Raw genomic sequence first — 24,591 nt, forward strand, 5'->3', positions numbered from 1 at the left:
CATATAGATTCCCACTTTTTACACTTGTCCGCATTTTGTTTCTTTTCTCCTCACAAAGTGCTTCCTCGCCTCCTCACGAAGTGCTTCCTTACACCCTAATAAAGTGCTTTCTTACACACTCACGAAGTGTTTCCTCACATCCTCACGAAGTGCTTCGTCACACCCTCATACAGTGTTTCCTCGCATCTTCATGCAGTGCTTTCTTACGGTGACGGAAATTTTTTCTTATCCCTCTCTGCATTTCAATTCGGAATAGAAAAAATTGGGGCATAAAAAATACAGGCAATGCATGGACAGAAGCCTTTCTGCATTGCCTGTAATAACGTATAAGCGTTTAGTGCGTTAATTCAGCTGGTGGTGCATGGCTTCTGCCGCGCGTCGTCCGTCGCCCATGGCAAGGATGACGGTTGCTCCACCGCGCACGATGTCACCACCTGCATAAATGGTGGGGATGCTGCTCTGCATCTGCTCGTTGACAGCGATAGTGTTCTTGCGGCCCAGTTCCAAGCCTTTGATGGATTTGGGTACGATGGGGTTCGGCGATACGCCTACTGCCACTACAGCCATGTCGATGTCGAGCGTGACGGTAGCTCCTGGGATGGGTACAGGGCTGCGTCGTCCGCTGGCGTCGGGCTCACCCAGTTCCATTTGTTGGAGGATGACCTGCTTCACGGCTCCTTTTTCGTCGGCGATGTATTCGAGCGGATTGTGCAGGGTCAGGAATTCGATGCCTTCTTCCTTGGCGTGTTTCACCTCCTCCAGTCGGGCGGGCATTTCGGCTTCGCTACGGCGGTAGACGATATATACCTTCTCGGCTCCCAGACGTTTGGCTGTGCGGCAGGAGTCCATAGCCGTGTTGCCTCCGCCCACCACCATGACGCGCTTGGCGGGGTTGATAGGGGTGTCGGTTTCGGGGTTGGAGGCGTCCATCAGGTTGACGCGCGTCAGGTACTCGTTGCTTGACATGATGTTCACACTGTTCTCGCCAGGTATGTTCATGAAGTTGGGCAAACCGGCACCTGAAGCGATGAACACGCCTTTGTAGCCTTCCTTCTGAAGCTCTTCCACGCTTTCTGTTTTGCCTATGATGCAGTCCTTGACGAACTTCACGCCCATCTTCTCAAGATTGTTAATTTCTACGTCCACAATCTTGTTGGGCAGGCGGAATTCAGGGATGCCATACTTCAATACGCCGCCAATTTCGTGCAGAGCCTCGAAGACGGTGACGTCGTAGCCATACTTCACCATATCGCCTGCAAAGCTCAGACCGGCAGGACCCGAACCTACAACGACTACCTTGATTCCGTTCTTGGGAGCCAATTCGGGCAGGATGATGTTACCGCTCTCGCGCTCATAGTCGGCCACGAAACGTTCCAGATTGCCGATGGCTACGGCAGGTTCATTCATCTTCAGGTGTATGCATTGGCTTTCGCACTGCTTCTCCTGCGGACAGACACGTCCGCAGACAGCGGGCAGGGATGAGGTGTGCTTCAGTACGCGGGCAGCTTCGAGGAATTCGCCACGCTCCACGTTCTTGATGAATGAGGGGATGTTGATGCTGACGGGACAGCCTTGCATACACGTCGGATTGGCGCAATCCAGGCAACGCTTGGCCTCGGTCACGGCCTGTTCTTTGGTGTAACCCGTATTCACTTCCTCCGTGCGGGTTGTAGCGCGATAGACAGGGTCGAGTTCGTTCATCGGGCAGCGTGCGATGGAGGTACGCTCCTTCGGCTTCATGCTCTTGCGTAGGGCTTCACGCCACGGCGCATTGCGGTCAAGGAGTTCCTTTATCGGAGTGTTGGTCATGGGGCCTCTTGCAGCGGTTGTATCAGCCGATGCTTTCTCTTGAGGAACAGCATGGCAGACGGAAGCTTCCAGATGGCTCATTTCTTCGCGTTCCACGTCTTTGAACGAACCCATACGCTTGAACATCTCGTCCCATTCTACCTGGTGGCCGTCGAATTCAGGACCATCCACACAGACAAACTTAGTCTTTCCGCCTACGGTGATGCGGCAGGCACCACACATGCCCGTACCATCCACCATGATGGTGTTTAGCGACACATCGGTCGGAATGTTGTATTTTCGGGTTAACAGGCAGCAGAATTTCATCATGATGGCAGGGCCAATAGCAAAACACTTGTCCACCTTCTCGCGCTTGATGACGCTCTCGATGCCTTCGGTCACGAGGCCTTTGTTGCCATACGAGCCGTCGTCTGTCATGATGATGACCTCGTCCGACGACTTTCGTATTTCGTCTTCAAGGATAATCAGGTTCTTGGTGCGACCGGCCAAGACAGAAATCACGCGATTGCCTGCCTCTTTCAGGGCCTGGATGATAGGCAGCATCGGAGCTACACCCACACCGCCACCGGCACATACCACCGTACCAAACTTCTCGATGTGTGTGGCTTGTCCCAGCGGACCCACTACGTCGAGGATGTAATCGCCTTCGTTCAGCTGGCACAATTTGGTGGATGAGAGGCCCACTTCCTGCACCACCAGCGTGATGGTGCCCTTCTGCACGTCGGCTCCTGCGATGGTCAACGGCATGCGCTCGCCCTTGGCATCCACGCGGACGATGACGAAATGTCCGGCCTTGCGCGAGCGGGCTATGAGTGGCGCTTCCACTTCAAATTTGAATACTTTCTCAGAGAATAGTTCTTTGCTAATGATTTTGTTCATTATCCAAAAATTTGTATGTATAATTATCTAATTGCTTTCAGATTGATAGATTTTACAAAGATACGGCTTGTTTTTTAAAATCAAAGAAAGAAAGGGAAGAAAGTTTAGGGAGGAGGGGAAAGGAGTTAAGCCGATACCTTGGTGTGCAAAAACCTGGCATTTGGCTTAACTCCTGAATTTATGCTTATTCCTTACTTCGTGCGGATCTTATATCCCGACACGCCGTAATAGAGGATGAATAGGAAGCATGGCAGGCAGAGCCAATAGGCTTGCTGGGGACTGGTCACGTCTTTTAGCCATCCGTAAAGGGTGGGGATGACGGCACCGCCAAACATGGCCATGATGAGCAGTGACGAACCGGCCTTGGTGAACTTGCCCAAATCGGCCATAGCCAGCGGCCACAGGGCAGGCCACATCAGTGAGCACCCCAGCGCCATGAACGAAATGAAGTAAATGGAGATGTTCTGCGGTGTGAGTACGACGAGCAGCGAACCGATGACGGCCAAGATGGAGCAAATCTTCAGTGCAACAGCTTGGCTGATGTATTTTGGAATGAAGATGATGCCACAGAGGTAGCCGATGACGATGCCGATGGGGGCAATCCAAGCATAGTTGGCCGCACCCGGCAGGCCCAACGAGTTGGCATAATCGACGAGTGTGCCCAGCGAAACGGTTTCGACACCCACGTAGAGGAACAATGCGAGGCAGCCCAGCAGCAGATGAGGGAACTGGAAGACAGACGTCTTGCCGGCAGCATAGCTGGAGGCATTGGGAGTAGTGTCGTCTTCGTCTTCACCCTCAGCCTTCACTTCGGGCAGGGGAGCGAAGAAAGCCATGATGCCTAGAGCGATGAAGGCGCAAATGATGATGACAAATGGCTTGTTCAGGTCTTCAATGCCGATAAGGTTCACATCCTTGCCCAGCAGCCATACGATGAAGATGGATGGGATGGGCCAGGCCAGCTTGTTGCAGATACCCATGATGCTGATACGCTTGGCGGCACTCTCCAGCGGGCCTAAGATCGTGATGTAGGGATTGACGGATGCTTGCAGGTAGGCATTGGCCGCACCGCTGATGAACGAGGCCAGCAGGAAAAGGCTGAAGCTCTTGTAGTTGGCCGAGAGGATAAACAGGTAGAAGGCCACGGCAAAGATGATGAACGAGAGCGACATGGTGCGCTTATAGCCGATGGCTTTGATGGTCAGTCCGGCAGGATAGCCGAATACGAGGAAGGGAATGAACGTCGCAGCGATAATCAGATAGGAAGCGGCGTTCGAGATGCCTAACGAACCCTGCAGGACAGGTACGAGTAATGAGTTGATGCCCAGCGCGAAGCCGATGGCAAAGAACATGATGCCGATGAATGTCAGCGGCAATGCGAAACTTTTGTTTTTTGCATTCATGATGAAATAGATTATTGGGTTAGAAATTTATTGAACTGAAAAATTGAAAAATAGGAGAATGAGTACATCCTTCCAATTTTCAATTTTTATCTTTTTCATTCTTAATTAATTAAGTCAAAGCCGCAATAAGGCACCAGTGCCTTGGGGATGCGGATGCCTTCAGGCGTCTGGTTATTCTCTAACAGGGCGGCCACAATGCGTGGCAGGGCCAGGGCGGAGCCGTTCAGCGTATGGCACAACTCGATCTTTTTCTCGGCCGTGCGGTAGCGGCATTTCAGGCGGTTGGCCTGATAGGTATCGAAGTTGGACACGGAACTTACCTCCAGCCAGCGTTTCTGCGCTTCGCTATACACCTCGAAGTCGTAGCAGATGGCAGCCGTAAAGCTCATGTCGCCGCCACAGAGGCGCAGGATGCGGTAGGGCAACTCCAGTTTCTGGAGCAGGCCTTCTACGTGGTCGAGCATCTCCTGATGGCTTTGCTTGGAGTGTTCAGGTTTGTCGATGCGCACTAATTCCACTTTCGAAAATTCATGCAGGCGGTTCAGACCGCGTACATCCTTACCGTAGGAGCCTGCTTCGCGGCGGAAGCACTCGGTGTAGGCGCAGTTCTTGATGGGAAGTTGCTTCTCGTCGAGGATGACGTCTCGGTAGATGTTCGTTACGGGCACTTCGGCCGTAGGGATGAGATAGAGGTCGTCCACTTCGCAATGATACATCTGTCCCTCCTTGTCGGGCAACTGACCTGTACCATAGCCCGAAGCGGCATTCACCACTGTAGGCGGCATAATTTCGGTATAGCCCGATGTGCGGGCCTCGTCGAGGAAGAAGTTGATGAGGGCGCGTTGCAGGCGGGCACCCTTACCTTTGTACACGGGGAAACCTGCGCCGGTGATTTTCACGCCTAAGTCGAAGTCGATGATGTCATATTTCTTTGCCAATTCCCAGTGGGGCAGGGCATCTTTGGGCAGTTTGGTCTCCATGCCGCCCATCTTTACCACGAGGTTGTCTTCGGCCGTAGCACCTTCGGGCACTTCGTCATAGGGCACGTTAGGGATAGTGTAGAGCAGTTGTTGCAGGTCTTGTGCGGCCTGTTCCATGTCTGCCTGCAAGGTTTTGTTGGCTTCCTTCAGTTGGCCTACGCGTGCTTTGGCCGTCTCGGCCTCATCTTTTCTGCCTTCTTTCATCAGTTGGCCGATGGACTTGGACAAGGTGTTCACCTCGGCGAGGTTGTTATCGAGCAATGTCTGCGTACTTCTACGTTTGTTATTCAGGGCCAGCGCCTGTTCGACAGCTTCCTTGGCATTCCTGAAATGCTTCTTTTCCAGGCCGCGTATGACGGCGTCCGTGTTCTCTGTGATTTGTTTGATGGTAAGCATATCTTGTTTTTGTTTTGGATTATATTCCTTGCTGATTTTTTCAATGCACAAAGATAAATAAAAAACAGATAAGGTGTAATAATTGTGGCAAAAAGAAAGGGATGCATCCTTCTTCAGGTACATCCCTTCCTTTTTTATGTTGTCGGGAAACGATTATGCTTCTGCGCTTTCGGCCGGGATAACAGATACATAACGTCTGTCTTCGCGACCTACTTTGAATTTTACTGTTCCGTCTACCAAGGCGTAGAGAGTGTGGTCACTGCCCATGCCGATATTCTTGCCCGGATGGAATGCTGTACCTCTCTGACGAACGATGATGTTACCTGCCTTGCAAGCTTCGCCACCGAATATCTTAACGCCTAATCTCTTACTTGCTGATTCACGGCCGTTCTTAGAACTACCAACACCTTTTTTATGTGCCATTTCTTCTTACTTTTTTAATTTGATTAAGCTACTACTTCTTTGATTGTTAGTTCCGTAAACTGCTGCCGATGACCGTTCAGCTTGCGGTAACCTTTTCTTCTCTTCTTGTGGAAAACGAGTACCTTATCGCCCTTTACCAGCGGAGAAACCACTTCGCAAACTACCTTTGCGCCTTCTACCGTCGGCAGGCCTACCGTTACGTTTCCGTCTTTGTCTACCAAAAGAACTTTCTCAAATTCTACTGTCGCACCCGCTTCTGTGTTCTGGATGTGGTGAACGAACAGCTTCTTGCCAGCTTCTGCCTTGAACTGCTGGCCGTTGATTTCTACTATTGCGTACATGCTTATAAAAACTGTTATAAGTTAGCTCCGTCGGGTGGTTTCCAATCACTTGGAAAAACTCTTTGTCGAACCCGTTTCGGAATAATCGGGCACAAAATTACTGCTTTCGTCTGAAATGTGCAAATGTTTCTGCAATTATTTCCGCTTCTTTTTAGCTTTGCATCCATTTACGGGTCGTAAAGCAGTGTTTTCGCATTGGGAAAGTGACGCTTTTATCGGTGCGGCGTGATGTGTTGCCGTGTCGCTTTTTCTGTCTTTATTATTGCATTCTGGAAACAAATACATATCTTTGCGATATCAAAATAATATCACTTAAACAATGCGTATGGAAACGAAGGAAATGAATTTCAAAGGTTTTAAGCTGAACGGGTTTCTGGCCCTGTTTCTCTTCTTGTTTGTGTGGCTGGGTGTTACGTTGTGCTGCTTCGTGGCGGGCAGCGTGTTACTCTGTGTACTGGGAGCGGTGATGTCCGTGCTGTGTATCATTCTGAACTGCGGTTACCTGATGCTGGAACCCAACGAGGCGCGGGTCATGGTCTTCTTCGGCAAATATAAGGGAACATTTCGCGAGACAGGCTTCTTTTGGATAAACCCTTTCATGGGGGCCAAGAAGTTATCACTGCGTGCACGCAACCTCGATGTGGAGCCTATCAAGGTGAACGACAAGATAGGCAATCCCGTACTGATAGGCCTCGTGCTGGTGTGGAAACTGAAGGACACGTACAAGGCTATGTTCGAGATTGACGCACAGACTATGGCCAGCGCTGCGGGTACAATGTCGAGCGACGGCAAGACGATGAACGTGGGCAATGCCGTAGCCAATCGCATGAACGCCTTCGAGAATTTCGTAAAGATACAGAGCGACGCTGCCTTGCGCCAGGTAGCCGGGCAGTATGCCTACGACGACAACGAGGGTGCCGACGGCGAACTGACCCTTCGCTCGGGCGGCGAGGAAATTAACGATCAGCTGGAGCAGAAACTGAACGAACGTCTGGCTATGGCAGGCATCGAAGTGCTGGAGGCTCGCATCAACTACTTGGCTTATGCACCTGAGATTGCCGCCGTGATGCTGCGCCGCCAGCAGGCATCGGCCATCATCAGCGCCCGCGAAAAGATTGTCGAAGGTGCCGTGTCGATGGTGCACATGGCACTGGATAAGCTGTCGAAAGATGAAATCGTGGAGCTGGATGAGGAGAAGAAGGCAGCCATGGTGAGCAACTTGCTCGTGGTGCTTTGTGCCGATGAAGCTGCCCAGCCGGTGGTGAATACGGGTACACTGTATCATTAGAACATTGAGGTTTTCATGCGCGTCGGCTGCTGGAGTATTCTCGGACTACTGCTATAACAACTGTTGGCTGAAGAGTGATATATGGATAATTTGAAGAATAATATATGGATAATTGGAAACTTTTGATAGGAATTTGGCTCTTTCTGCTGAGTGGAAGTGCTCTCAGCGGATGGGCGCAGGACGACCATCGGTCGCGTGCGGAGCGCATTTATGAACACTTTATGGCCGGATGTGGCGACAGCATTTATGCCGCCCTCAACGACGAAGCACAAAAACAGCTTTCGCCCGCCTTGTTTACTGACACGTGGCGTCAGTTGACGGCCCAGTTCGGCGCATTGAAGTCGGCCGGAACATGGACGCAGGAAACCATGCAGGGTGTGGAGTTATACTGCCGCGATCTGACCTTCGAACGTTGCCGCCTGCGTCTGCTCGTGGGCTTCGATGCCGACGGACGGATGAATACCATCCGTGTGATACCCGCTCCCGAACCTGCCGGAGCGCCCACTGTGGCCTTCGACCGAACGTTGATGGAAGAGCGCGACACCTTGGTGACGACCGACGGCTACCGTCTGCCCGCCACGCTGACCTTGCCCCGCACGAAAGAGAAGGGGCGACGGGTGCCCTGCGTGGTGCTTGTACACGCTTCGGGGCCTAACGACCGCGATGAAACTATAGGCCCCAACAAACCCTTCCGCGATTTGGCTTGGCTGCTGGCATACCGAGGCATTGCCACTTTGCGCTACGACAAGCGCACAAAGGTCTATGGTGCCGACTGCGTTCCCCAAGGCCGCCGGCTGGATATGGACGTAGAAACGGTGGACGATGCCCTTTCGGCTGTCCGGCTGGCGGCTGGCTTGCCCCAGGTGGCGGCAGACAGTGTCTTTGTCCTCGGCCACAGTCAGGGCGGCATGATGGCGCCGCGCATCGCCCGGCGTTCGCCGCAGGTGGCAGGTATCATTATCTTGGCCGGACCCGCCCGTCCTTTAGAGGACTTGCTGGTGGAGCAGTCGGAATATCTCGCCTCGCTGACTACGCCCGACGAACAGGCACATGCCCGTCTGGACGAACTGAGAAGGCAGGTAGCTAACGTGAAACGCCTGGGCACACCCGACTTCAACGACACCATTCCGTTGCCGTTGGGAGTCCCCAGAGAATATTGGGAATTTCTACAGACATACAATGCCGTGCGTACGGCGTCGACTTTAACTTGCCCTCTACTGGTGCTTCAGGGCGAGCGAGACTATCAGGTGACCATGCAGGACTACGGCCTTTGGCTCATGGGCCTGCTCACCTGCCCCAAGGCACAACTCAAGTCTTACCCCGCATTGAATCACTTGTTGCAGGAAGGCAAAGGCAAGTCTACGCCGCTGGAGTATAACGAGGCACATCCAGTTCCTGCCTACGTGGCCGACGATGTGGCCGGCTTCATCCGCGGCAGGGATGTGCGCTGATTGTTGTTTGTCAGGTAAAATATGTATAGAGAAGTGGCAGCAAAGAAAGGAAATACAACCAAGAGTTTTTTCCTGCGCGTGGACGCCGTTATGATGGATGCCGTCGAAAAGTGGGCGGCCGACGAGTTCCGCAGGACCAACAGCCAGCTCCAGTGGATTATCAATGAGGCTCTGCGCAAGAGCGGGCGGCTGAAGAAGCCGAAGAAGGGCGATGCAACGAAGAATGAGAAATAAAGGATTTTTTATGGCGCGTTCTTAAACATTGATAGTGAAGAAAGGATAATGAGAATTGAAAATCATTTCTTTTCATATCTAATACCTCATACCTGAAAACTACCTACTTTTATCTATTTCCTTCCTCACAATACCCACTTTTGGGTATTGCTCCCTTTGGAGTGCTCCCGTACCTTTGCACCGACCAAAAATTATAAAAATAAGGGAATGAAACAAAAGGTATGGGGCCTTTCACTGGGCCTGATGCTCTATACAGGAGCACTTTACGCCGACGAAGAGGCAACCCTTCAGCGGCAGGAAACTGACGGAAAGAGCAAGTTGGCAAGTATCGAATCCGTACAGAAAACCGACTTTGAGGCAACTCCTCTCAAGCGGCGCTTCACCATCGGCGGTTATGGAGAAGCCGTCTACAGCTACAATTTCTATAGTGATAACTACCTGCGCTACGACAGCCCGCAGAACTACAAGGACGACACGCATGGACGCTTCGACCTGCCTCATGTAGTTATCATGCTGGGTTACGATTTTGGTAAGGGCTGGACTATGGGTTCCGAAATCGAGTTTGAGCATGGAGGCACGGAGAGTGCCGTCGAAATCGAGGAGCACGAAGGCGGCGAATACGAAAGCGAAGTGGAGCGTGGCGGAGAAGTGGCCCTCGAACAGTTTTGGATTCAGAAATCATTCTGCCCTCAATTCAACATTAAACTGGGTCACATGGTGGTGCCCGTCGGCATGGCTAATGCCCACCACCTGCCAACGGAGTTCTTTGGCGTTTACCGTCCCGAGGGCGAGAACGCCATCTTGCCCTGTACATGGCACGAGACAGGCATCAGCCTTTGGGGTCGTGCCGGGCAGTGGCGCTACGAAGTCATGCTCCTGCCGGGTCTCGATTCCGACCGTTTCGGCAGCAAGAACTGGGTGAAGGGTGGAGCAGGCAGCCCCTACGAATTTAAGATAGCCAACGCCATGGCGGGTGCCTTCCGCGTGGACAACTATTCGGTGAAAGGCTTGCGACTCTCGTTCAGCGGCTATGCGGGCAACTCTTTCAGCAATACCCTGAAGAAAGCCACCAATTCCGTTTACGATGATGTAAAGGGCACGGTACTCATCGGTTCGTTCGACTTCTGCTATAACGCTCACAACTGGGTGGCACGAGGCTCGTTCGACTACGGTCACTTGTCCGAAGCCGACCTCATCACCCGCTACAACCAGAGCTTCTCCAAAGACTCTCCTTCGCCCAAACAGCCCGTAGCCTCGAGTGCCATCGCCACTGGTGTGGAGGTGGGCTACGACTTCCTCTCGCTCAATTTCAAGCGAACCGACAAAGAGCGGCACCTTTACCTCTTCGGCCGCTACGAGTACTATGACTCCATGTATGAGATTGCCAAGGCTGTAACCCACTATGAGGAATATGGCCGTCAGCGTCTGGCCGTAGGCATCAATTACTATCCGCTAAAGGACATTGTGCTCAAGGGCGAATATTCCATCGGTCTACTCAAGAGTCGGTTCAACAACGAGCCGGCTGTGTCGGTGGGTGTGGCCTATGCGGGCTTCTTTAACTTGTAAGACAGAGATTTATTTCCTTTATCATTTGAATATTTTATATAATAACCAAAAGCATAAGACACAATGAAAACGTTTCTGAAATTTCCGTTCTGTCTGGCTATAGGAGCCATGATGGGCGTGAGTATGACATCTTGTAGTGAAAACGACGAACCTGTAGATGGAGCTGAACTTTCGGCTCAGGAAAAGGCCTTGAAGGAAGTGGTGGCCGACTTTGCCGACAAAACCGTAATTCTTTCGTATCAGGGTATGGCCGATGCCGCCATGAACCTCCACAGCCTGTGCATCGACATCCGCACCAAGAAACAAGCCGGCACGCTGACTACCGCCGACGTGGCGGCCGCTTGCGAGGCTTGGAAGTTGGCACGCGACTATTGGGAGAAGAGTGAAGCATGGTTGTTCGGCCCTGCGGGCGACTATAACGTGGACCCTCACATCGACTCCTGGCCACTGGATAAGACGGGTATGGACGCTTTGCTGAACAATCCTGCTCAGATGACTCAAATGGACGACGAGGGTAACTATGTGGGTAACTACCTGGGCTATGCCCTGCAAGGCTTCCACGCTATCGAGTACTTGCTCTTCGAATTGACGAATACCAATGCCAGCGGCAACGCTACGGCTAGTTCTACTTGCGTGCCCCACAATCTGAACTACACCATCGAGGAGCTGAATTATCTCGTGGGGCTGGCAGGAGACCTGCGCAATCAGTGCATCCTGTTGGAGGCTTGTTGGGCAGGAATTGAGAATGTATCGGCCGAGAAGCAGCAGATTTTGACCGACGCCGAGCTGGACAAAGGCAAGAACTTCGGCGAGAACATCAAGAACGCAGGTGCGGCAGGCAGTGAATATAAGAACTATTTGGACGTGGTGTACGACATGATAACGGCCGGTATACAGAACATTGCGAACGAGGTGGGCAACATCAAGATTGGCAATCCCACCGGCAAAGGGCTGCCTTCGGGCGGCATGGAGTATGATCCCAGCTACATCGAGTCGCCCTACAGCCTGAATTCCATCCGCGATTTTCAGGGCAATGTCATCAGTATCCGTAATGCCTACCAAGGTTCGCCTTCGGTGGACGGCAGCATTCAAACGGCTACCCACACGCTAAGTACCTACATTTCCACGCTCGATGCCGATTTGGACAGCCGTGTGAAAGCCGCCATCCAAACCGCCTACGACAAGATAAGCCTGATGGGCGAACCTTTTGCCTACACCTGTGGTGCGGCCGAGTATGATAGAATCAATCAGGATGCCATCGACGCCTGCAATGTGATGAATGACATCTTCGACGAAGTGAAGACGTTGTTGCAGGCCAATCATTAAAAAGAAAAGAAGAAAGTCTATGAAGAGAAAAACCTGTTTTTATGCAATCCTTGGGGCCACCCTAAGCTTGGCGGCCTGTAGCGACGACGACATGAAGGGCGACAACCTCTCGCCCGAGACGCCTATCGAGCTGCCTGAGTGGTATTATACGGGCGGTGAACTGGGCACTACCTCCAATTCTACCTCCACAGCCTTTGAAGATCCTACTGCCGTAGTTGAGGTCGACGTCGCCATGAACGCCGCTTTCAACCGAGGCGAGCAGTTCTTTGAGAAACCCTTTACGGCCAACTTCGACGGCATGCGTCATGGCTTGGGGCCGCTCTACATCCGAACATCGTGCATACATTGCCATCCTGGCTATGGACACGGCAAGAGTCAGAACAACGGCACGTTCAACACCAATGAGATAGGCAACGGTTATCTGCTGGTGGTCTATAATCCTGCGACCAATGCCTATGTGCCTTGGCTGGCAGGCATGCCGCAAACCAAAGCTGTAGCTCCCTTCAAGGCGCCGCTCGACGAGTCGCAGATCACCATCACCTGGCATGAGTACACCGACGCCTTCGGTAACAAGTTCCCCGACGGAGAGACCTATCGGTTGCGCTATCCTGAGGTGAACATCCCCAAGAGTGCCATCTATGTGGCTAACAAGGGTTACGACGTGGGCGACTATGAAGTGCGTCTGGAATCCACCATCGGCATCTATGGTACGGGCTTGCTCGATGCAATCAGCGACGAAGACCTAAAGGCTGAATACGCCAAACAGGAACAGGACGGCTATCTGACCAACGGTCTGAACCCGAATATCTTCGCCAACGGCGACTGGACGGGCCAGTATGCCAACACCGCTCAGGGAGGTGACGGCACGAAATACCCCTTTCGTTACACTTACGCCCTGAGCCGTGGCCCCCTGCAGGACGCCGCGGGAGCCAACGCCTTTTGGAACATTACCAATGCCACACGTAACGATCGCCGCTTCCATTACCTCGACGCGGCAGGCTCCTACGCCCAATATGCTTTGCAGGATCCTGACATTCAGGCGGGATTTCCCGGCTACATTGCTCAAGTATCCACACCCGAAGAACATCCCGAATGGTTTACGGACAACGTGGAAGACAACATCTACAACTACCTGACGTCAAAAACCTTGCCCGTCGAAGTGAGTGACCAGGACTATATCGACCTCATGGTGTGGCATCGGGGACTGGCTGTGCCTGCCGCCCGCAACGTGGACGACGAAGATGTACTTCGCGGCAAGGAACTCTTCTCGGAGATAGGTTGTGCCTATTGCCATAAGCCTACGTGGACAACGGGCGATGACGAGATACGCGACCCTGCCCGTTTCTTCACAGGCGACAAGGCCAAGCAACTGCCCCGCTATCCTCATCAGAAGATTTGGCCCTATACCGACATGGTGCAGCACAAGCTCCACATGGTGAACGACATCCGCACCGGCTGGTGTCGCACCACTCCACTTTGGGGACGCGGCCTGCACCAGCGTTGCACAGGAGCCGAATATGCCGACCGACTGCACGACTGCCGTGCACGTACTACGCTTGAAGCCATCCTATGGCATGGCACCAGCGAGCAGAGCGATGCCTACTACACCGTCCAAAAGTTTCGCGAGCTTTCGAAAGAAGACCGCGAGGCGGTGGTGAAGTTCATCGACTCCATCTGATTGCTTAAATCAACAGATTATTGCATTGCTTTGCACCGATCTTCTTAAAACGTAGAGTTCGTCCGTGTAAAGCAGTGCTTTCTGTGGTGGAAAGCACTGTTTTTCCTATAAAATCTTTTCCGGTATGAAAGTTTTGCGAAACTTCTCTTTCGGCCTGTTGGGCCTGCTTGTCTGTGTATTGATGGCCGCCACATGTGTGGAGAAAGTGTGGGGCACTCCCTTTGTGGTGCGTCATGTCTATGGCTCGCCTTGGTTTGTGGTTTGCTGGGCGCTGCTGGCCGTTGCGGCTTTGGCTTGGTTGTGGCATCGTCGGGTACAGAAGCATCGGACGATTTTTTTGTTTCATCTCTCCTTGGTATGGATTCTGCTGGGGGCGTTGGTCACCCATGTGTGGGGCGTACAGGGGCGTGTGCATCTGCGGCAGGGCAGGGAAGTGGAAACTTTTACCATGTCCGATGGGCAGACGGCGGCTTTCCCCTTCCGCCTTTTGCTGGAAGAGTTCAAGGTGGAATATTATGCAGGCACATCCGCACCGAAAGATTTCGTGAGCCGCTTCACGCTGATTGAAGGCGACGAAGTATATCAGGGCGAAGTGTCCATGAACCGCATCTTCCGCCATAAAGGCTATCGCTTCTATCAGTCGGGCTACGACTCCGACGGGCAAGGGGCCACTTTGTCTGTGGCTTGCGATCCGTGGGGCATCGGTCTCACCTATACGGGGTATGCCCTCCTGTTGCTTTCGGCCCTGGCTTTCTTCTTTGAGCCTCAGAGCGGGTTCCGCCAACTGCTTCGCCATCCGTCGCTTCGGTCGGCGGGTGTGACAAGTTTGTTGTTAGCCGCTCCCTTTATGCAGGCTGCCGATAAACTTCCGCGCACATTGCCGCGCGAAACAGCCGCCAGCTTCGGTCGGCTTTATGTCTATTACAACGATCGCGTCTGCCCCTTGCAGACGTTGGCTAAGGATTTTACCATGAAGCTCTATGGCAAGCCTGCGTATCAGGGTCTCACAGCCGAACAGGTACTGACGGGCTGGTTCTTCTACTACGACGACTGGAAGCGCGAGCCGTGCATCCGCGTGAAGAGTGCCGGCGTGCGCCGCCTGTTGGGTGTCGAGGGGAGATATTCCTCGTTGCAGGATTTCTTCGGTTCTGAAGGTTACAAACTCGATGTCGAAACTTTGGCCGACGCTTCTTTAACCGACGTGAAGGCCGTGAGCGAGGCCAACGAGAAGTTCAGCTTAGTGAGCAGCGTGGCGACAGGGGCATTGTGGCGTATCTTTCCTTATACCTCCCCGTCGTCGGCCGATGATTCCCGCTTGGAATGGCTTTCCCTGGCTGACCGCTTGCCGCGCGATATGCCCCTCGAAGAAGGCACTTTTGTGCGTGGGGCAATGAACTACGTGGCCGAGCAGGTGGCACGCAAGCACTTTGCCGAAGTGGATCGGCTGGTGGACAAGATACGCCGCTATCAGCAGCGTAAGGGTGGGGCATTACTGCCCTCCGACCTCCGCTTCTGTGCCGAACGGCTCTATAACCGACTGAATGACAGCCTTCCGCTGGCCGTGATTTCTGTCGTGCTGGGGCTTCTCTCCTTTGTTTATTCTGTCCGTTGTCTGATGCTTTGTCGGAAGGAAAGGCAAGGGGTGGGGCATGTGTCGCTGGCCGTGTTGGGACTAATGGCCTGCTGGCTGGCAGGTTTAATGGTGCTCCGCAGTCTGGTGAGCGGTCATCTGCCTATGTCCAACGGTCATGAGACGATGCATCTGCTGGCCCTTTGTGCCGCTTTGCTTACCTTCATTTTCTATCGCCGCCTGCCCCTGGCGCTTCCCTTTGGCTTCTTGGTGTGCGGCCTGGCTCTGATGGTGTCCATGCTGGGCGAACGCAATCCGCAGGTGGGACAGTTGATGCCTGTCCTTGCCTCGCCCTTACTCAGCGTGCATGTGGCGGCCATCATGGTGGCCTATGCCCTGTTAGCCTTCGTCATGCTCAATGGTGTGGCGGCGTTGGCCTTGCTTGCTTCACGCAGAGAGTGTGCTGCCCAGGTGGAACGCCTTCAGGTGGTGAGCCGCCTGCTGCTCTATCCCGCCGTCTTCCTGCTGGCGGCGGGCATCTTCATTGGCGCTGTGTGGGCAAATGTGTCGTGGGGTCGCTACTGGGGATGGGATCCTAAGGAAGTCTGGGCCTTGGTCACGATGCTTGTATATGCTCTGGCTCTTCATCCTGTTTCACTGCCCTGCTTTCGTCGTCCGTTGTTCTTTCACGTGTTTAGTGTGGCGGCCTTCTTCTGCGTGCTGGTTACTTACTTTGGCGTCAATTTCCTTTTGGGAGGCATGCACAGTTACGCATGAAGCGTGCTTCCCTCTTTTCTACTTTCTTTTCAGACTTTTTCAGTTAAAAGATACGGCTATTTAAACTTTAATCCTTTCCTTTGCTCTAAGTAATATATTCAAAAACGGAACAGACATCTATTTATTGGAGAAAGAATGAAAGGAAAATGCTTATGAAAGGTTTACAATGTATATGCAAGATTGCTTTGTGGAGCATCCTCCTTGGGTGGGGAATATGCGCCCAAGCACAATCGTATGAGAAATTATGGAAGCAAGTGGAGCAGGCGCAGAAAAAGAGCTTGCCGCAGACTGTAGTGAATTTAGCGGGTGAAATCTGCCAGAAAGCATTGGCCGAAAAAAACTCGCCACAACTGCTGAAGGCCTATCTTTGTCGGGCTGCTTTTCAGGAACGTCTGACACCGGACAGCCTTTATACACGCCTGAACGCTATGGAGCAATGGGTAGCTACGGAAACAGATGAAACCGACCGCGCCATTCTTCATTCGATTTTGGCGGATGAATATGCCGGATATTGGCAGCATAACCGTCGTGTCATTGCCGCACGAACAGATTTGGCTGCGGACGAACAACCGACCGACGTGCGTGAATGGACCCCTCTTCAGTTTATAAATAAGGTGGAAAGGCATGCTTTGACTTCGCTCAATAATGTAGATTTGCTTACGAAGACTTCGACAAACGGCTATCAGCCTTTTGTGGAGCAGGGCGAACAGAGCGTTTACTACAGCCACGACCTTTATCATCTGCTGGCACGCCGGGCCGTCAGTGCATTGAAATCCATGACGGGGGCGGGAGCCGACTCCTTGATGCAGGCGCGCATTGCCTACATCTATCAACAAATGATGGACACGTATGCAGCTCGCACTGATAGGGCAGATGCTTGCCTGTTGGCCACGCTCGACTACTGGGAGTGGAAGAATGGAAGTGCTTTGCAGGATGAAACAGCTTACCTGCAAGCCCTCGACAACCTGATAGCTCGTTATGCCGACCGTCCCTTGTGTGCTGAAGTCTACCTTCGCAAGGCCCAATGGATGAGCCGTGAAGGCGAAAGACGCAGTGTGGGTGAGGCCATCAGGCTGTGCGATGAGGCTATCCGCCGCTATGCTTCCTATGCACGCATCGGGCAGGTGAAGCAACTTCGTGCTGAACTCTTGCGTCCGCAGCTGGCTATTTCTGCCGAGAGTATCGGTTATCCGGGCGATACATTGGATTTGCACATGCGCTATCGTACAATGGATGCACCTGTCACACTGAATATCTACGCCACAAATCTAAGCGGTTATTCTACCCGCTATGATTGCAATAACGACAGGACTTTCCGCAGTTTGGCGCCCCGCCGTGTTTATAGCCAACAACTCGTTTTGGCTCCTCTGCCTGCAGAACATAAGCCGGAGGCTGATCTCCCTTATTTGGAGAGTATCACGAGCTTGCCCTTGCCTGTTCCTCAGGAGGTGGGTGTCTATGTCGTGGAAGTCATGCCTCAAGGCAAGAACGGACGTAAAAGCCGTTGCTTCCTGTCGGTGAGCCGCCTGCGTGCCCTGACGCTCGATTTAGGCGAAGGGCAGATGGAAGTGACCACACTCGACGGTCGTAGCGGCCATGCAGAAGGAGGGGTGCGCGTCTGCTTCTATTCATCGAACGATGAAAAGAACCGTCGCCTGCTGAAGGAGGTCGTAACCGACGAACAGGGAAAAGCCCTTGTGACTCTCGAAAAACATGACTATAACACTTGCTACACCCTTAGCAAAGGGACGGATGCGGCACTGCCTTCCACTGGGGTGTATCTGAACCGCCCGGCACAATCCTTGGCAGGCGAACGCCGCGAACTTTCGCTCCTTACCGACCGAAGCATCTATCGTCCTGGTCAGACCATTTACCTGAAAGGAGTTGTATATAATAAAGGAGAGAATAGCGCTCAAGTGATAGAAGGCGAATGGGTGAATTTGGAGCTGCTCGATGCCAATCGCAAGCAGATAGCTGCCCGGCGTGTACAAACCAATGAATTCGGTTCCTTCACCGCCGACTTTACTCTGCCTTCCGCTTGCCTGAACGGCCGGTTCATGGTGCGTGCCCAAGGGAATGTTTCAGGCACCGTCCGCTTTCAGGTGGAAGAATACAAACGTCCGACGTTTGAAATCACTTTCCAGCCCGTTACCGTTCCTTATTGTCTGGGCGAGACTGTGACTCTTCGCGGCGAAGTGAAGGCCTTTAGCGGGGCTTCTGTTCAGGAGATGCCTTTGGCTTGGAGTTTGAAGCGCTACGACCGTCTGCGGAGCTATCTGAATGCAGACAAGATGCTGAAGGCCGACACCGTGCGTCTCGATGCACAAGGCCGTTTTGCCATCGACATCAAACTGGAAGGCGAGAGAGAAAAGAATCTCCGGCCCTGGCAAATCGGATTCGAAGTGGAAGCAATCGTGACCGACGAAGCAGGCGAAACGCAAGCCGCTTCCTATACCCTTTCGGCAGGCTCGCAGGCATTCAACCTGGGTATTTCCATCCCCACGCAAGTATGCAAGGAAGACACTGCCCAATGGATGGTGTATGCCTCCAATCCCCAAATGTCGCCTCTTGCACTGACTGCCGACTGGCGCATCGAGCCTGAGACGGAAGCCGGAGAACTGATGACAAAGAATGGTACACCCACCCTGAGCGGACGATGCCTCACAGGCAAGAAGAATCCTTCGACCACCTGGCGGAACGTACCTTCAGGCCGTTATCGCCTGACGGCATGTGCCATCGACTCGTTGGGCCATCGGGTGGAGAGCACCGCTTCCTTTACCCTTTTCTCGAAGGAAGACCGTCGTCCGCCTGTTCGTTCCCCGTTCTTCTTCCATGAACGGACGATGGAGGTGGCGGCTGGCGAAAAGGCTTGTCCGCCTGTTCGTTTCCCGTTCTTCTTCCATGAACGGACGATGGAGGTGGCGGCTGGCGAAAAGGCTTCCTTCTGCTTGGGTACTTCGTTCGAAGATGCCTGGGTATGGATGGATGTCTTCACCAACGGGAAGCGCGTGGAAAGCCGTCTGTTGCAACTCTCCGACACTCTGATGTGCGTTGAAATGCCCTATTTGGACAGCTACGGCGAAAGCGTCACCCTCCTGTTCAACACGCTGAAGGGAGGAAAGCTGTACAGTAAGACTGCTTTCTTGAGACGTATCCACCCCGACCGAACCCTGCAAATGAAGTGGGAAGTCTTTCGCGACCGCCTGCGTCCCGGACAGGAAGAGGAATGGCGGCTTGTGGTGACCACGCCCGAAGGCCTGCCCGCCTCGGCCGAAATGTTGGCGTTGATGTACGACGCTTCGCTCGACAAGCTTTATCCCAACCGTCAGTCGTGGGGCGTCTTCTTCGCTCCGCAGATCGACTGGCGCAGCGTACAGCTGAACACGGCCGGTCATCTCTACCTGTCGCCCTACTTCACGATACCCGACTGGAAGATACCCGGCTGGGCGTTCGACCGCTTCTGCTCGCCCTGGCTGGTACCGCAAGTAGTCGACGATGCACTTGTCGTGAGATACGGCAATGCGCCTGTTGCGGTGAGAGGTCTGGGCATGCAGAAGGCAGCCGCTAACGATGTCGTTTTTGAAATGGTGGAAGAGTCGGGCGCGATTACGGGTGCGGTGCTTGAAGAAATGGCGGTGAATACCGCCGAAACCCTCCGCCCCGATGCCGACCTGCGCACCAACTTTGCCGAGACGGCCTTCTTCTATCCCCGGCTCCGCACCGACGAACGGGGCGAAGTGGTCGTAGCCTTCACCCTGCCGCAGAGCCTGACCCGATGGAACTTCCGCGGCTATACCCACACGAAAGACATGCAGACGGGCCTGCTCGAAGCATCAATCGTCAGCGCCAAGGAATTCATGCTGCGTCCCAACCTGCCGCGCTTCTTCCGCACGGGCGACCGGGCGCAGGTGGCCGCCACAGTGAGCAACCTGACCGAGGGGACGGTAAAAGGGCGGGTGACATTACAGTTGTTCGATCCCGCAACCGAGAAAGTCATCCTGACCCGCCACGAAAAATTTGAAGCGGAAGCCGGCCGCAACGCCGCCGTCAGCTTCGCCTTCGATGTGGACGGCCGCTATACCCTGCTGGGCGTGCGTCTCACGGCCGATGGAGGCAGCTTCAGCGACGGTGAGCAGCACGTTCTCCCCGTGCTCGACAATCAGGAGTGTGTGACGGAAACGCTCGTCTTCGACCTGAAGGGCAACGATGCCTGCACGCTCCGCCTCGATACGTTGTTCAACCGCAACAGCCCCACCGCCACCCGTCGGCGCCTGACCGTCGAGGTGACGGGCAATCCCGCCTGGATGGCCGTACAGGCTTTGCCTGCCATGACCCTGCCCGACGGCGAGAATGCCATCTCCTGGGCCGTAGCCTATTATGCCAACACGCTCGCCGCCTCCGTCGCCCGGTCGCAGCCTCGCATCCGCGAGGTCATTGAGAGTTGGCAGGCCGACGGGCAGAACAAGGACGCTTTCCTCAGCCGCCTGGAGCAGAACGAGGACTTGATGAACATGCTGCTGAGCGAGACGCCCTGGCTGGCCGAAGCCACTTCGGACACGGAGCGCATGCAGCGTCTCACGCAGTTGTTCGACGCCAACCGCCAACGCAATCTCACCTTCTCGGCCCTTACCCGCCTGAAGGAGTTGCAGGGCGAGGACGGTGCCTGGAGCTGGTACAAAGGCATGGGCGGCAGCCGCGACATCACCGCCTGCATTGCCACTCTGCTTGTGCGTCTGCCTCTGCTGACGGGAAGCCCGCTCGACGCCGACGCCGCAACGATGAAGCAGCGCGCCTCCGCCTATCTGCATCAGGAAGCTCTCAAGGAATACAAACGCCTTCGCGAAGCCGAACGCAAGGGCAAGCCGATAACCGCCCTTTCGGCCGCCGCCTTCGACTACCTCTACCTGTCGGCCCTGGATGCCGACGTGATGAAGCAGGCCGACAAGAACGTACACAACTACTTCCTGTCCCTTCTGCCCCGCCAGCTGACAACCGCTTCCATGCAGCGCAAGGCGCAAGCCGCCGTCATTCTGCAAGCCGCAGGGCGCAAGGCCGATGCCGCTGCCTTCGAAGCCTCGCTCAAGGAACACCTGATACGGGAAGAGACGATGGGCGCCCATTTCGCCTTCAACGACGGCTATTACAGCTGGGGCATGATGCCCGTCCCCGCCCATGTGGCCGCGATGGAAGCCCTGTCGCGCTCCGAAGGCAACGGGCCGCTCGTCGAGGAAATGAAGCGCTGGCTGCTGAAACAGAAGCAGACCACCCAATGGAACACGCCTGTCGCTTCGGCCGACGCTGTCTATGCCCTTCTGTGCAACGGACGCAACTGGCTGGCCGACCGGGGTGACGTCACCCTCGTCTTGGGTCGCGAACGCCTCCGCACGACCGACGCTTCCGCCCGCCCGTTGCAAGGCCTGGGATATATAAGGGAGACTTACGGAGAAGGCAGCGCCGCCCTCAAAGCCCGCACTGCGGAAGTGGAGAAACACGACGAGGGCATGGCGTGGGGAGCCGTCTATGCCCGGTATCTTTCGCCGGTGGACGATGTCCGGGCACAAAGTACCGGCCTGTCCGTCGAAAAACAATATTTCGTCGAGCGGAAAACAGCCGCTTCCCGTTCGGAACTTCATCCGATAGAGAGCGGGGACGGCCTCCGCGTGGGCGACAAGTTAGTTATCCGCCTCGTGCTCCGTCTCGACCGCGCGATGGATTACGTCCGGCTGAAGGACAGCCGTGCCGCCTGCCTCGAACCGACCGCCGCGCTTTCGGGCTACCGCCGGATGGGAGGCGTCGGCTGCTATGCCGAGACGAAGGATGCCTCGACCCGCTTCTTCTTCGACCATTTGGGCAAGGGAACCTACGTATTGGAGTACAGCTGCCGCGTTTCGCAGGCGGGCACCTACCGGTCGGGGCTTGCCGACGTGCAGTGTGCCTATGCGCCCGAAATGGCGGTCCATTCGTCGGCCGGCGCGCCTTTGCGGGTGAAGGAATGAACGGGGAAACCAAAAACTTGCCTAAAATATGCGGGACAGGCTGTTTCTTCGGCTTGAATTTTGTAAATTTGCGGCAGGTAATAAAGATAAGGACGAAACAGATGAAACGTTTTTTCGCGATAATTGCTTTGGGCACGGCCCTGGCGGCCACGCTTTCGGCGCAGGCACGCTTTACGTCGAGCACCCGGATGCAACACTTGGGACAGATTGAATGGAAACATCCGGTGACCGTGCAATACACCGTCACCAATACCGGAGACGAGCCGCTGGTGCTTTCCGGCGTGGAACCCGATTGCGCCTGTACGGCCGCCCGCTGGACGGAGGCCCCCATCGCTCCCGGCGGCAAAGGGACGGTGGACGTGACTTTCGACGCCGAAGCGCTGGGGCATTTCCAGAAATCGGTAGCCATATTCACCAATGCGTCGTCCTTTCCGGTATATCTGGAGTTCGACGGGGAAGTGGTGACGGAAGTCCGCGACTTCACCCGCACCCATCCCTATTTGGTGGGGCAGATACGTATCGACCGGAACGAAATAAACTTCCCCGACGTGCAGCGCGGCGAGCATCCCGTCGTGTGTATCAGCGTGGTAAATCTCTCCGACGAGCCATACGAGCCTGTCCTGATGCATCTGCCGCCCTATATGGAGATGAAGACCGAACCCGAAGTGCTGCAACAGGGCGAACGCGGTACGCTGACCCTGACGTTGGACTCCGAAAAGCTGACGGACCTGGGCCTGACCCAGTCGTCGGTTTACCTTGCCCGCTTCATGGGCGATAAAGTCAGCGAGGAAAACGAGCTGCCTGTCTCTGCCGTCGTTTTGCCCGATTTTTCCGGGTTGACGGAGACGGAGCGGCTGAATGCGCCGGCCATCCGTCTTTCGGCCCTCGATGTCGACCTGAGCGGCGACCTGGCGAAGAAGGCGCGGGCGCAGCGGGACATTACCGTGACCAACGCGGGGCGGTCGCCTTTGCAGATCGGCAAAATTCAGGTGTTCCATCCGGCGGTGGGCGTCAGCCTGAAGAAGACCGTCCTCGCGCCGGGCGAATCCACCCGCCTGCGTGTTTCCGTCACGAAGAAAAATATCGGCAGACACCGCCGCCGCTTGCGCCTGCTGCTGATTACGAACGACCCCGCGCAGCCGAAAACAGAAATCAACATTAAAGCCGAATAATCATGGAACATCCTGAAAACTGTGCCGAATACAAGGGACTGACCGTCAATGCAGGCGTCGAGCAGCCCTCGTCCGTAAATCCCTACCTGAAGAACCGTCCGAGGCAGAAGAAACGCGAACTGACCGTGGCCGACTATGTGGACGGCATCCTGAAAGGCGACGTCACCGTTCTGAGCCGGGCCGTGACGCTGGTCGAGAGCGTAAGGCCCGAACATCAGGCCGTGGCGCAGGAGGTCATCGAGAAATGCCTGCCCTATGCGGGCAATTCGGTCCGCGTCGGCATCAGCGGCGTGCCGGGGGCCGGCAAGAGTACGTCCATCGACGTCTTCGGCCTCCACATCCTCGAACGCTACGGAGGAAAACTGGCCGTCCTGGCCATCGACCCCAGCAGCGAGCGCAGCAAAGGCAGCATTCTGGGCGACAAGACCCGCATGGAGAAGCTCTCCGTCCACCCGAAATCCTTCATCCGCCCTAGCCCCTCGGCAGGGTCGCTGGGAGGGGTGGCACGCAAGACGCGCGAGACCATCATCCTCTGCGAGGCCGCCGGTTACGACAAGATTTTTGTCGAGACGGTGGGAGTGGGGCAGAGCGAAACGGCCGTGCATTCGATGGTCGATTTCTTCCTGCTCATCCAGCTGGCCGGCACGGGCGACGAGCTGCAGGGCATCAAGCGCGGCATCATGGAAATGGCGGACGGCATTGTCATCAACAAAGCCGACGGCGACAACATCGAACGCGCCCGTCTGGCCGCCGCCCAGTTCCGCAACGCCCTCCATCTCTTTCCCGCCCCCGAAAGCGGATGGACGCCGCAGGTGCTCACCTATTCGGGCTTCTACAATCTCGGCGTGAAAGAAATCTGGGACATGGTCTATCAATATATCGGCTTCGTGAAGGAGAACGGCTATTTTGTCTATCGCCGCAACGAGCAGAGCAAATATTGGATGTACGAAAGCATCAACGAGCAGCTGCGCCACAGCTTCTACCACAATCCGAAGATAGAGGCCCTGCTGGCCGGCTGCGAACAGCAGGTGCTGCAAGGCAGCCTCACCTCGTTTGTCGCCGCCAAGTCGTTGCTTGACACGTATTTTGAAGACATGAAGGGAAATTCCGTCTGATGTCCCGGAGCCCGGAAACCTTCCTGCGCTCTGCAGGACGTTTTCCCGAAGCCCGGAAACCTTCCTGCGCTCTGCAGGACGTTTTCCCGAAGCTGGAAACCTTCCTGCGTTCTGCAGGGCGTTTTCCCGAAGCTGGAAACCTTCCTGCGCTCTGCAGGGCGTTTTCCCGAAGCTGGAAACCTTCCTG

Annotated in this window: 15 protein-coding genes; 10 read left to right on the top strand and 5 right to left on the bottom strand. The window is 54.7% G+C overall.

The genetic code is table 11. From position 1 onward, the window contains the following. Nucleotides 1-342: 342 nt before the first annotated feature. From Q0Z70_RS09630 to rplU, 5 genes are all read right to left on the bottom strand, one after another. A complete protein-coding gene (locus Q0Z70_RS09630; protein WP_298073995.1) occupies nucleotides 343-2,688 on the bottom strand; it encodes a bifunctional dihydroorotate dehydrogenase B NAD binding subunit/NADPH-dependent glutamate synthase in 2,346 nt (781 codons plus the stop codon). 191 nt (nucleotides 2,689-2,879) lie between these two features. Then, the gene (gluP, locus tag Q0Z70_RS09635; RefSeq protein ID WP_298073997.1) at nucleotides 2,880-4,091 is read right to left on the bottom strand and encodes a glucose/galactose MFS transporter; all 1,212 of its coding nucleotides are present in this window, start codon (nucleotides 4,089-4,091) and stop codon (nucleotides 2,880-2,882) included. 101 nt (nucleotides 4,092-4,192) lie between these two features. After that, nucleotides 4,193-5,467 carry a serine--tRNA ligase gene (serS, locus tag Q0Z70_RS09640; protein ID WP_298073999.1) on the bottom strand — a complete coding sequence of 425 codons (1,275 nt, stop codon included), beginning with the start codon at nucleotides 5,465-5,467 and terminating at the stop codon, nucleotides 4,193-4,195. 153 nt (nucleotides 5,468-5,620) lie between these two features. Beyond that, a complete protein-coding gene (gene rpmA / locus Q0Z70_RS09645; protein WP_298074000.1) occupies nucleotides 5,621-5,890 on the bottom strand; it encodes a 50S ribosomal protein L27 in 270 nt (89 codons plus the stop codon). Nucleotides 5,891-5,913: 23 nt separating this feature from the next. Continuing rightward, a complete protein-coding gene (rplU, locus tag Q0Z70_RS09650) occupies nucleotides 5,914-6,231 on the bottom strand; it encodes a 50S ribosomal protein L21 (protein ID WP_298074002.1) in 318 nt (105 codons plus the stop codon). Nucleotides 6,232-6,556: 325 nt separating this feature from the next. Between rplU and Q0Z70_RS09655 the strand changes: the two genes are divergently transcribed. The 10 genes from Q0Z70_RS09655 to meaB all read left to right on the top strand — a co-directional run bounded on the left by Q0Z70_RS09655 (nucleotide 6,557) and on the right by meaB (nucleotide 24,404). Continuing rightward, nucleotides 6,557-7,519: an SPFH domain-containing protein gene (locus Q0Z70_RS09655; protein ID WP_298074004.1), complete on the top strand. Its 963-nt coding sequence runs from the start codon at nucleotides 6,557-6,559 to the stop codon at nucleotides 7,517-7,519. 104 nt (nucleotides 7,520-7,623) lie between these two features. Further along, nucleotides 7,624-8,970 carry an alpha/beta fold hydrolase gene (locus Q0Z70_RS09660; protein ID WP_298074006.1) on the top strand — a complete coding sequence of 449 codons (1,347 nt, stop codon included), beginning with the start codon at nucleotides 7,624-7,626 and terminating at the stop codon, nucleotides 8,968-8,970. Nucleotides 8,971-9,060: 90 nt separating this feature from the next. Beyond that, nucleotides 9,061-9,204, top strand: a complete 144-nt coding sequence (locus Q0Z70_RS09665; RefSeq protein WP_298074022.1) for a DNA-binding protein — start codon at nucleotides 9,061-9,063, stop codon at nucleotides 9,202-9,204. Between the two features lie 207 nt (nucleotides 9,205-9,411). Continuing rightward, a complete protein-coding gene (locus tag Q0Z70_RS09670) occupies nucleotides 9,412-10,770 on the top strand; it encodes a hypothetical protein (protein WP_298074008.1) in 1,359 nt (452 codons plus the stop codon). A 63-nt stretch (nucleotides 10,771-10,833) separates the two neighbouring features. Further along, nucleotides 10,834-12,096, top strand: coding sequence for an imelysin family protein (locus Q0Z70_RS09675; protein WP_298074010.1), 1,263 nt, complete (start codon nucleotides 10,834-10,836; stop codon nucleotides 12,094-12,096). Between the two features lie 19 nt (nucleotides 12,097-12,115). Continuing rightward, nucleotides 12,116-13,774 (top strand): di-heme oxidoredictase family protein, encoded by a 1,659-nt coding sequence (locus Q0Z70_RS09680; protein ID WP_298074012.1) that lies wholly within the window; start codon nucleotides 12,116-12,118, stop codon nucleotides 13,772-13,774. Nucleotides 13,775-13,898: 124 nt separating this feature from the next. After that, nucleotides 13,899-16,121: a cytochrome c biogenesis protein CcsA gene (gene ccsA, locus Q0Z70_RS09685; RefSeq protein WP_298074014.1), complete on the top strand. Its 2,223-nt coding sequence runs from the start codon at nucleotides 13,899-13,901 to the stop codon at nucleotides 16,119-16,121. Nucleotides 16,122-16,273: 152 nt separating this feature from the next. After that, nucleotides 16,274-22,117 carry an alpha-2-macroglobulin family protein gene (locus Q0Z70_RS09690; protein ID WP_298074016.1) on the top strand — a complete coding sequence of 1,948 codons (5,844 nt, stop codon included), beginning with the start codon at nucleotides 16,274-16,276 and terminating at the stop codon, nucleotides 22,115-22,117. Between the two features lie 101 nt (nucleotides 22,118-22,218). Beyond that, a complete protein-coding gene (locus Q0Z70_RS09695) occupies nucleotides 22,219-23,289 on the top strand; it encodes a DUF1573 domain-containing protein (RefSeq protein WP_298074018.1) in 1,071 nt (356 codons plus the stop codon). A gap of 2 nt (nucleotides 23,290-23,291) precedes the next feature. Continuing rightward, the gene (gene meaB, locus Q0Z70_RS09700; protein ID WP_298074020.1) at nucleotides 23,292-24,404 is read left to right on the top strand and encodes a methylmalonyl Co-A mutase-associated GTPase MeaB; all 1,113 of its coding nucleotides are present in this window, start codon (nucleotides 23,292-23,294) and stop codon (nucleotides 24,402-24,404) included. The last annotated feature ends 187 nt before the right edge of the window (nucleotides 24,405-24,591 follow it).

This window comes from uncultured Bacteroides sp. (genome assembly GCF_947632445.1).
GTDB lineage: Bacteria > Bacteroidota > Bacteroidia > Bacteroidales > Bacteroidaceae > Bacteroides.

Bases quoted from the DNA above. Each gene is read 5' to 3' on its own strand.
- Q0Z70_RS09630 (WP_298073995.1), bottom strand. From the start codon at position 2,688: ATGAACAAAATCATTAGCAAAGAACTATTCTCTGAGAAAGTATTCAAA.
- gluP (WP_298073997.1), bottom strand. From the start codon at position 4,091: ATGAATGCAAAAAACAAAAGTTTCGCATTGCCGCTGACATTCATCGGC.
- serS (WP_298073999.1), bottom strand. From the start codon at position 5,467: ATGCTTACCATCAAACAAATCACAGAGAACACGGACGCCGTCATACGC.
- rpmA (WP_298074000.1), bottom strand. From the start codon at position 5,890: ATGGCACATAAAAAAGGTGTTGGTAGTTCTAAGAACGGCCGTGAATCA.
- rplU (WP_298074002.1), bottom strand. From the start codon at position 6,231: ATGTACGCAATAGTAGAAATCAACGGCCAGCAGTTCAAGGCAGAAGCT.
- Q0Z70_RS09655 (WP_298074004.1), top strand. From the start codon at position 6,557: ATGGAAACGAAGGAAATGAATTTCAAAGGTTTTAAGCTGAACGGGTTT.
- Q0Z70_RS09660 (WP_298074006.1), top strand. From the start codon at position 7,624: ATGGATAATTGGAAACTTTTGATAGGAATTTGGCTCTTTCTGCTGAGT.
- Q0Z70_RS09665 (WP_298074022.1), top strand. From the start codon at position 9,061: ATGATGGATGCCGTCGAAAAGTGGGCGGCCGACGAGTTCCGCAGGACC.
- Q0Z70_RS09670 (WP_298074008.1), top strand. From the start codon at position 9,412: ATGAAACAAAAGGTATGGGGCCTTTCACTGGGCCTGATGCTCTATACA.
- Q0Z70_RS09675 (WP_298074010.1), top strand. From the start codon at position 10,834: ATGAAAACGTTTCTGAAATTTCCGTTCTGTCTGGCTATAGGAGCCATG.
- Q0Z70_RS09680 (WP_298074012.1), top strand. From the start codon at position 12,116: ATGAAGAGAAAAACCTGTTTTTATGCAATCCTTGGGGCCACCCTAAGC.
- ccsA (WP_298074014.1), top strand. From the start codon at position 13,899: ATGAAAGTTTTGCGAAACTTCTCTTTCGGCCTGTTGGGCCTGCTTGTC.
- Q0Z70_RS09690 (WP_298074016.1), top strand. From the start codon at position 16,274: ATGAAAGGTTTACAATGTATATGCAAGATTGCTTTGTGGAGCATCCTC.
- Q0Z70_RS09695 (WP_298074018.1), top strand. From the start codon at position 22,219: ATGAAACGTTTTTTCGCGATAATTGCTTTGGGCACGGCCCTGGCGGCC.
- meaB (WP_298074020.1), top strand. From the start codon at position 23,292: ATGGAACATCCTGAAAACTGTGCCGAATACAAGGGACTGACCGTCAAT.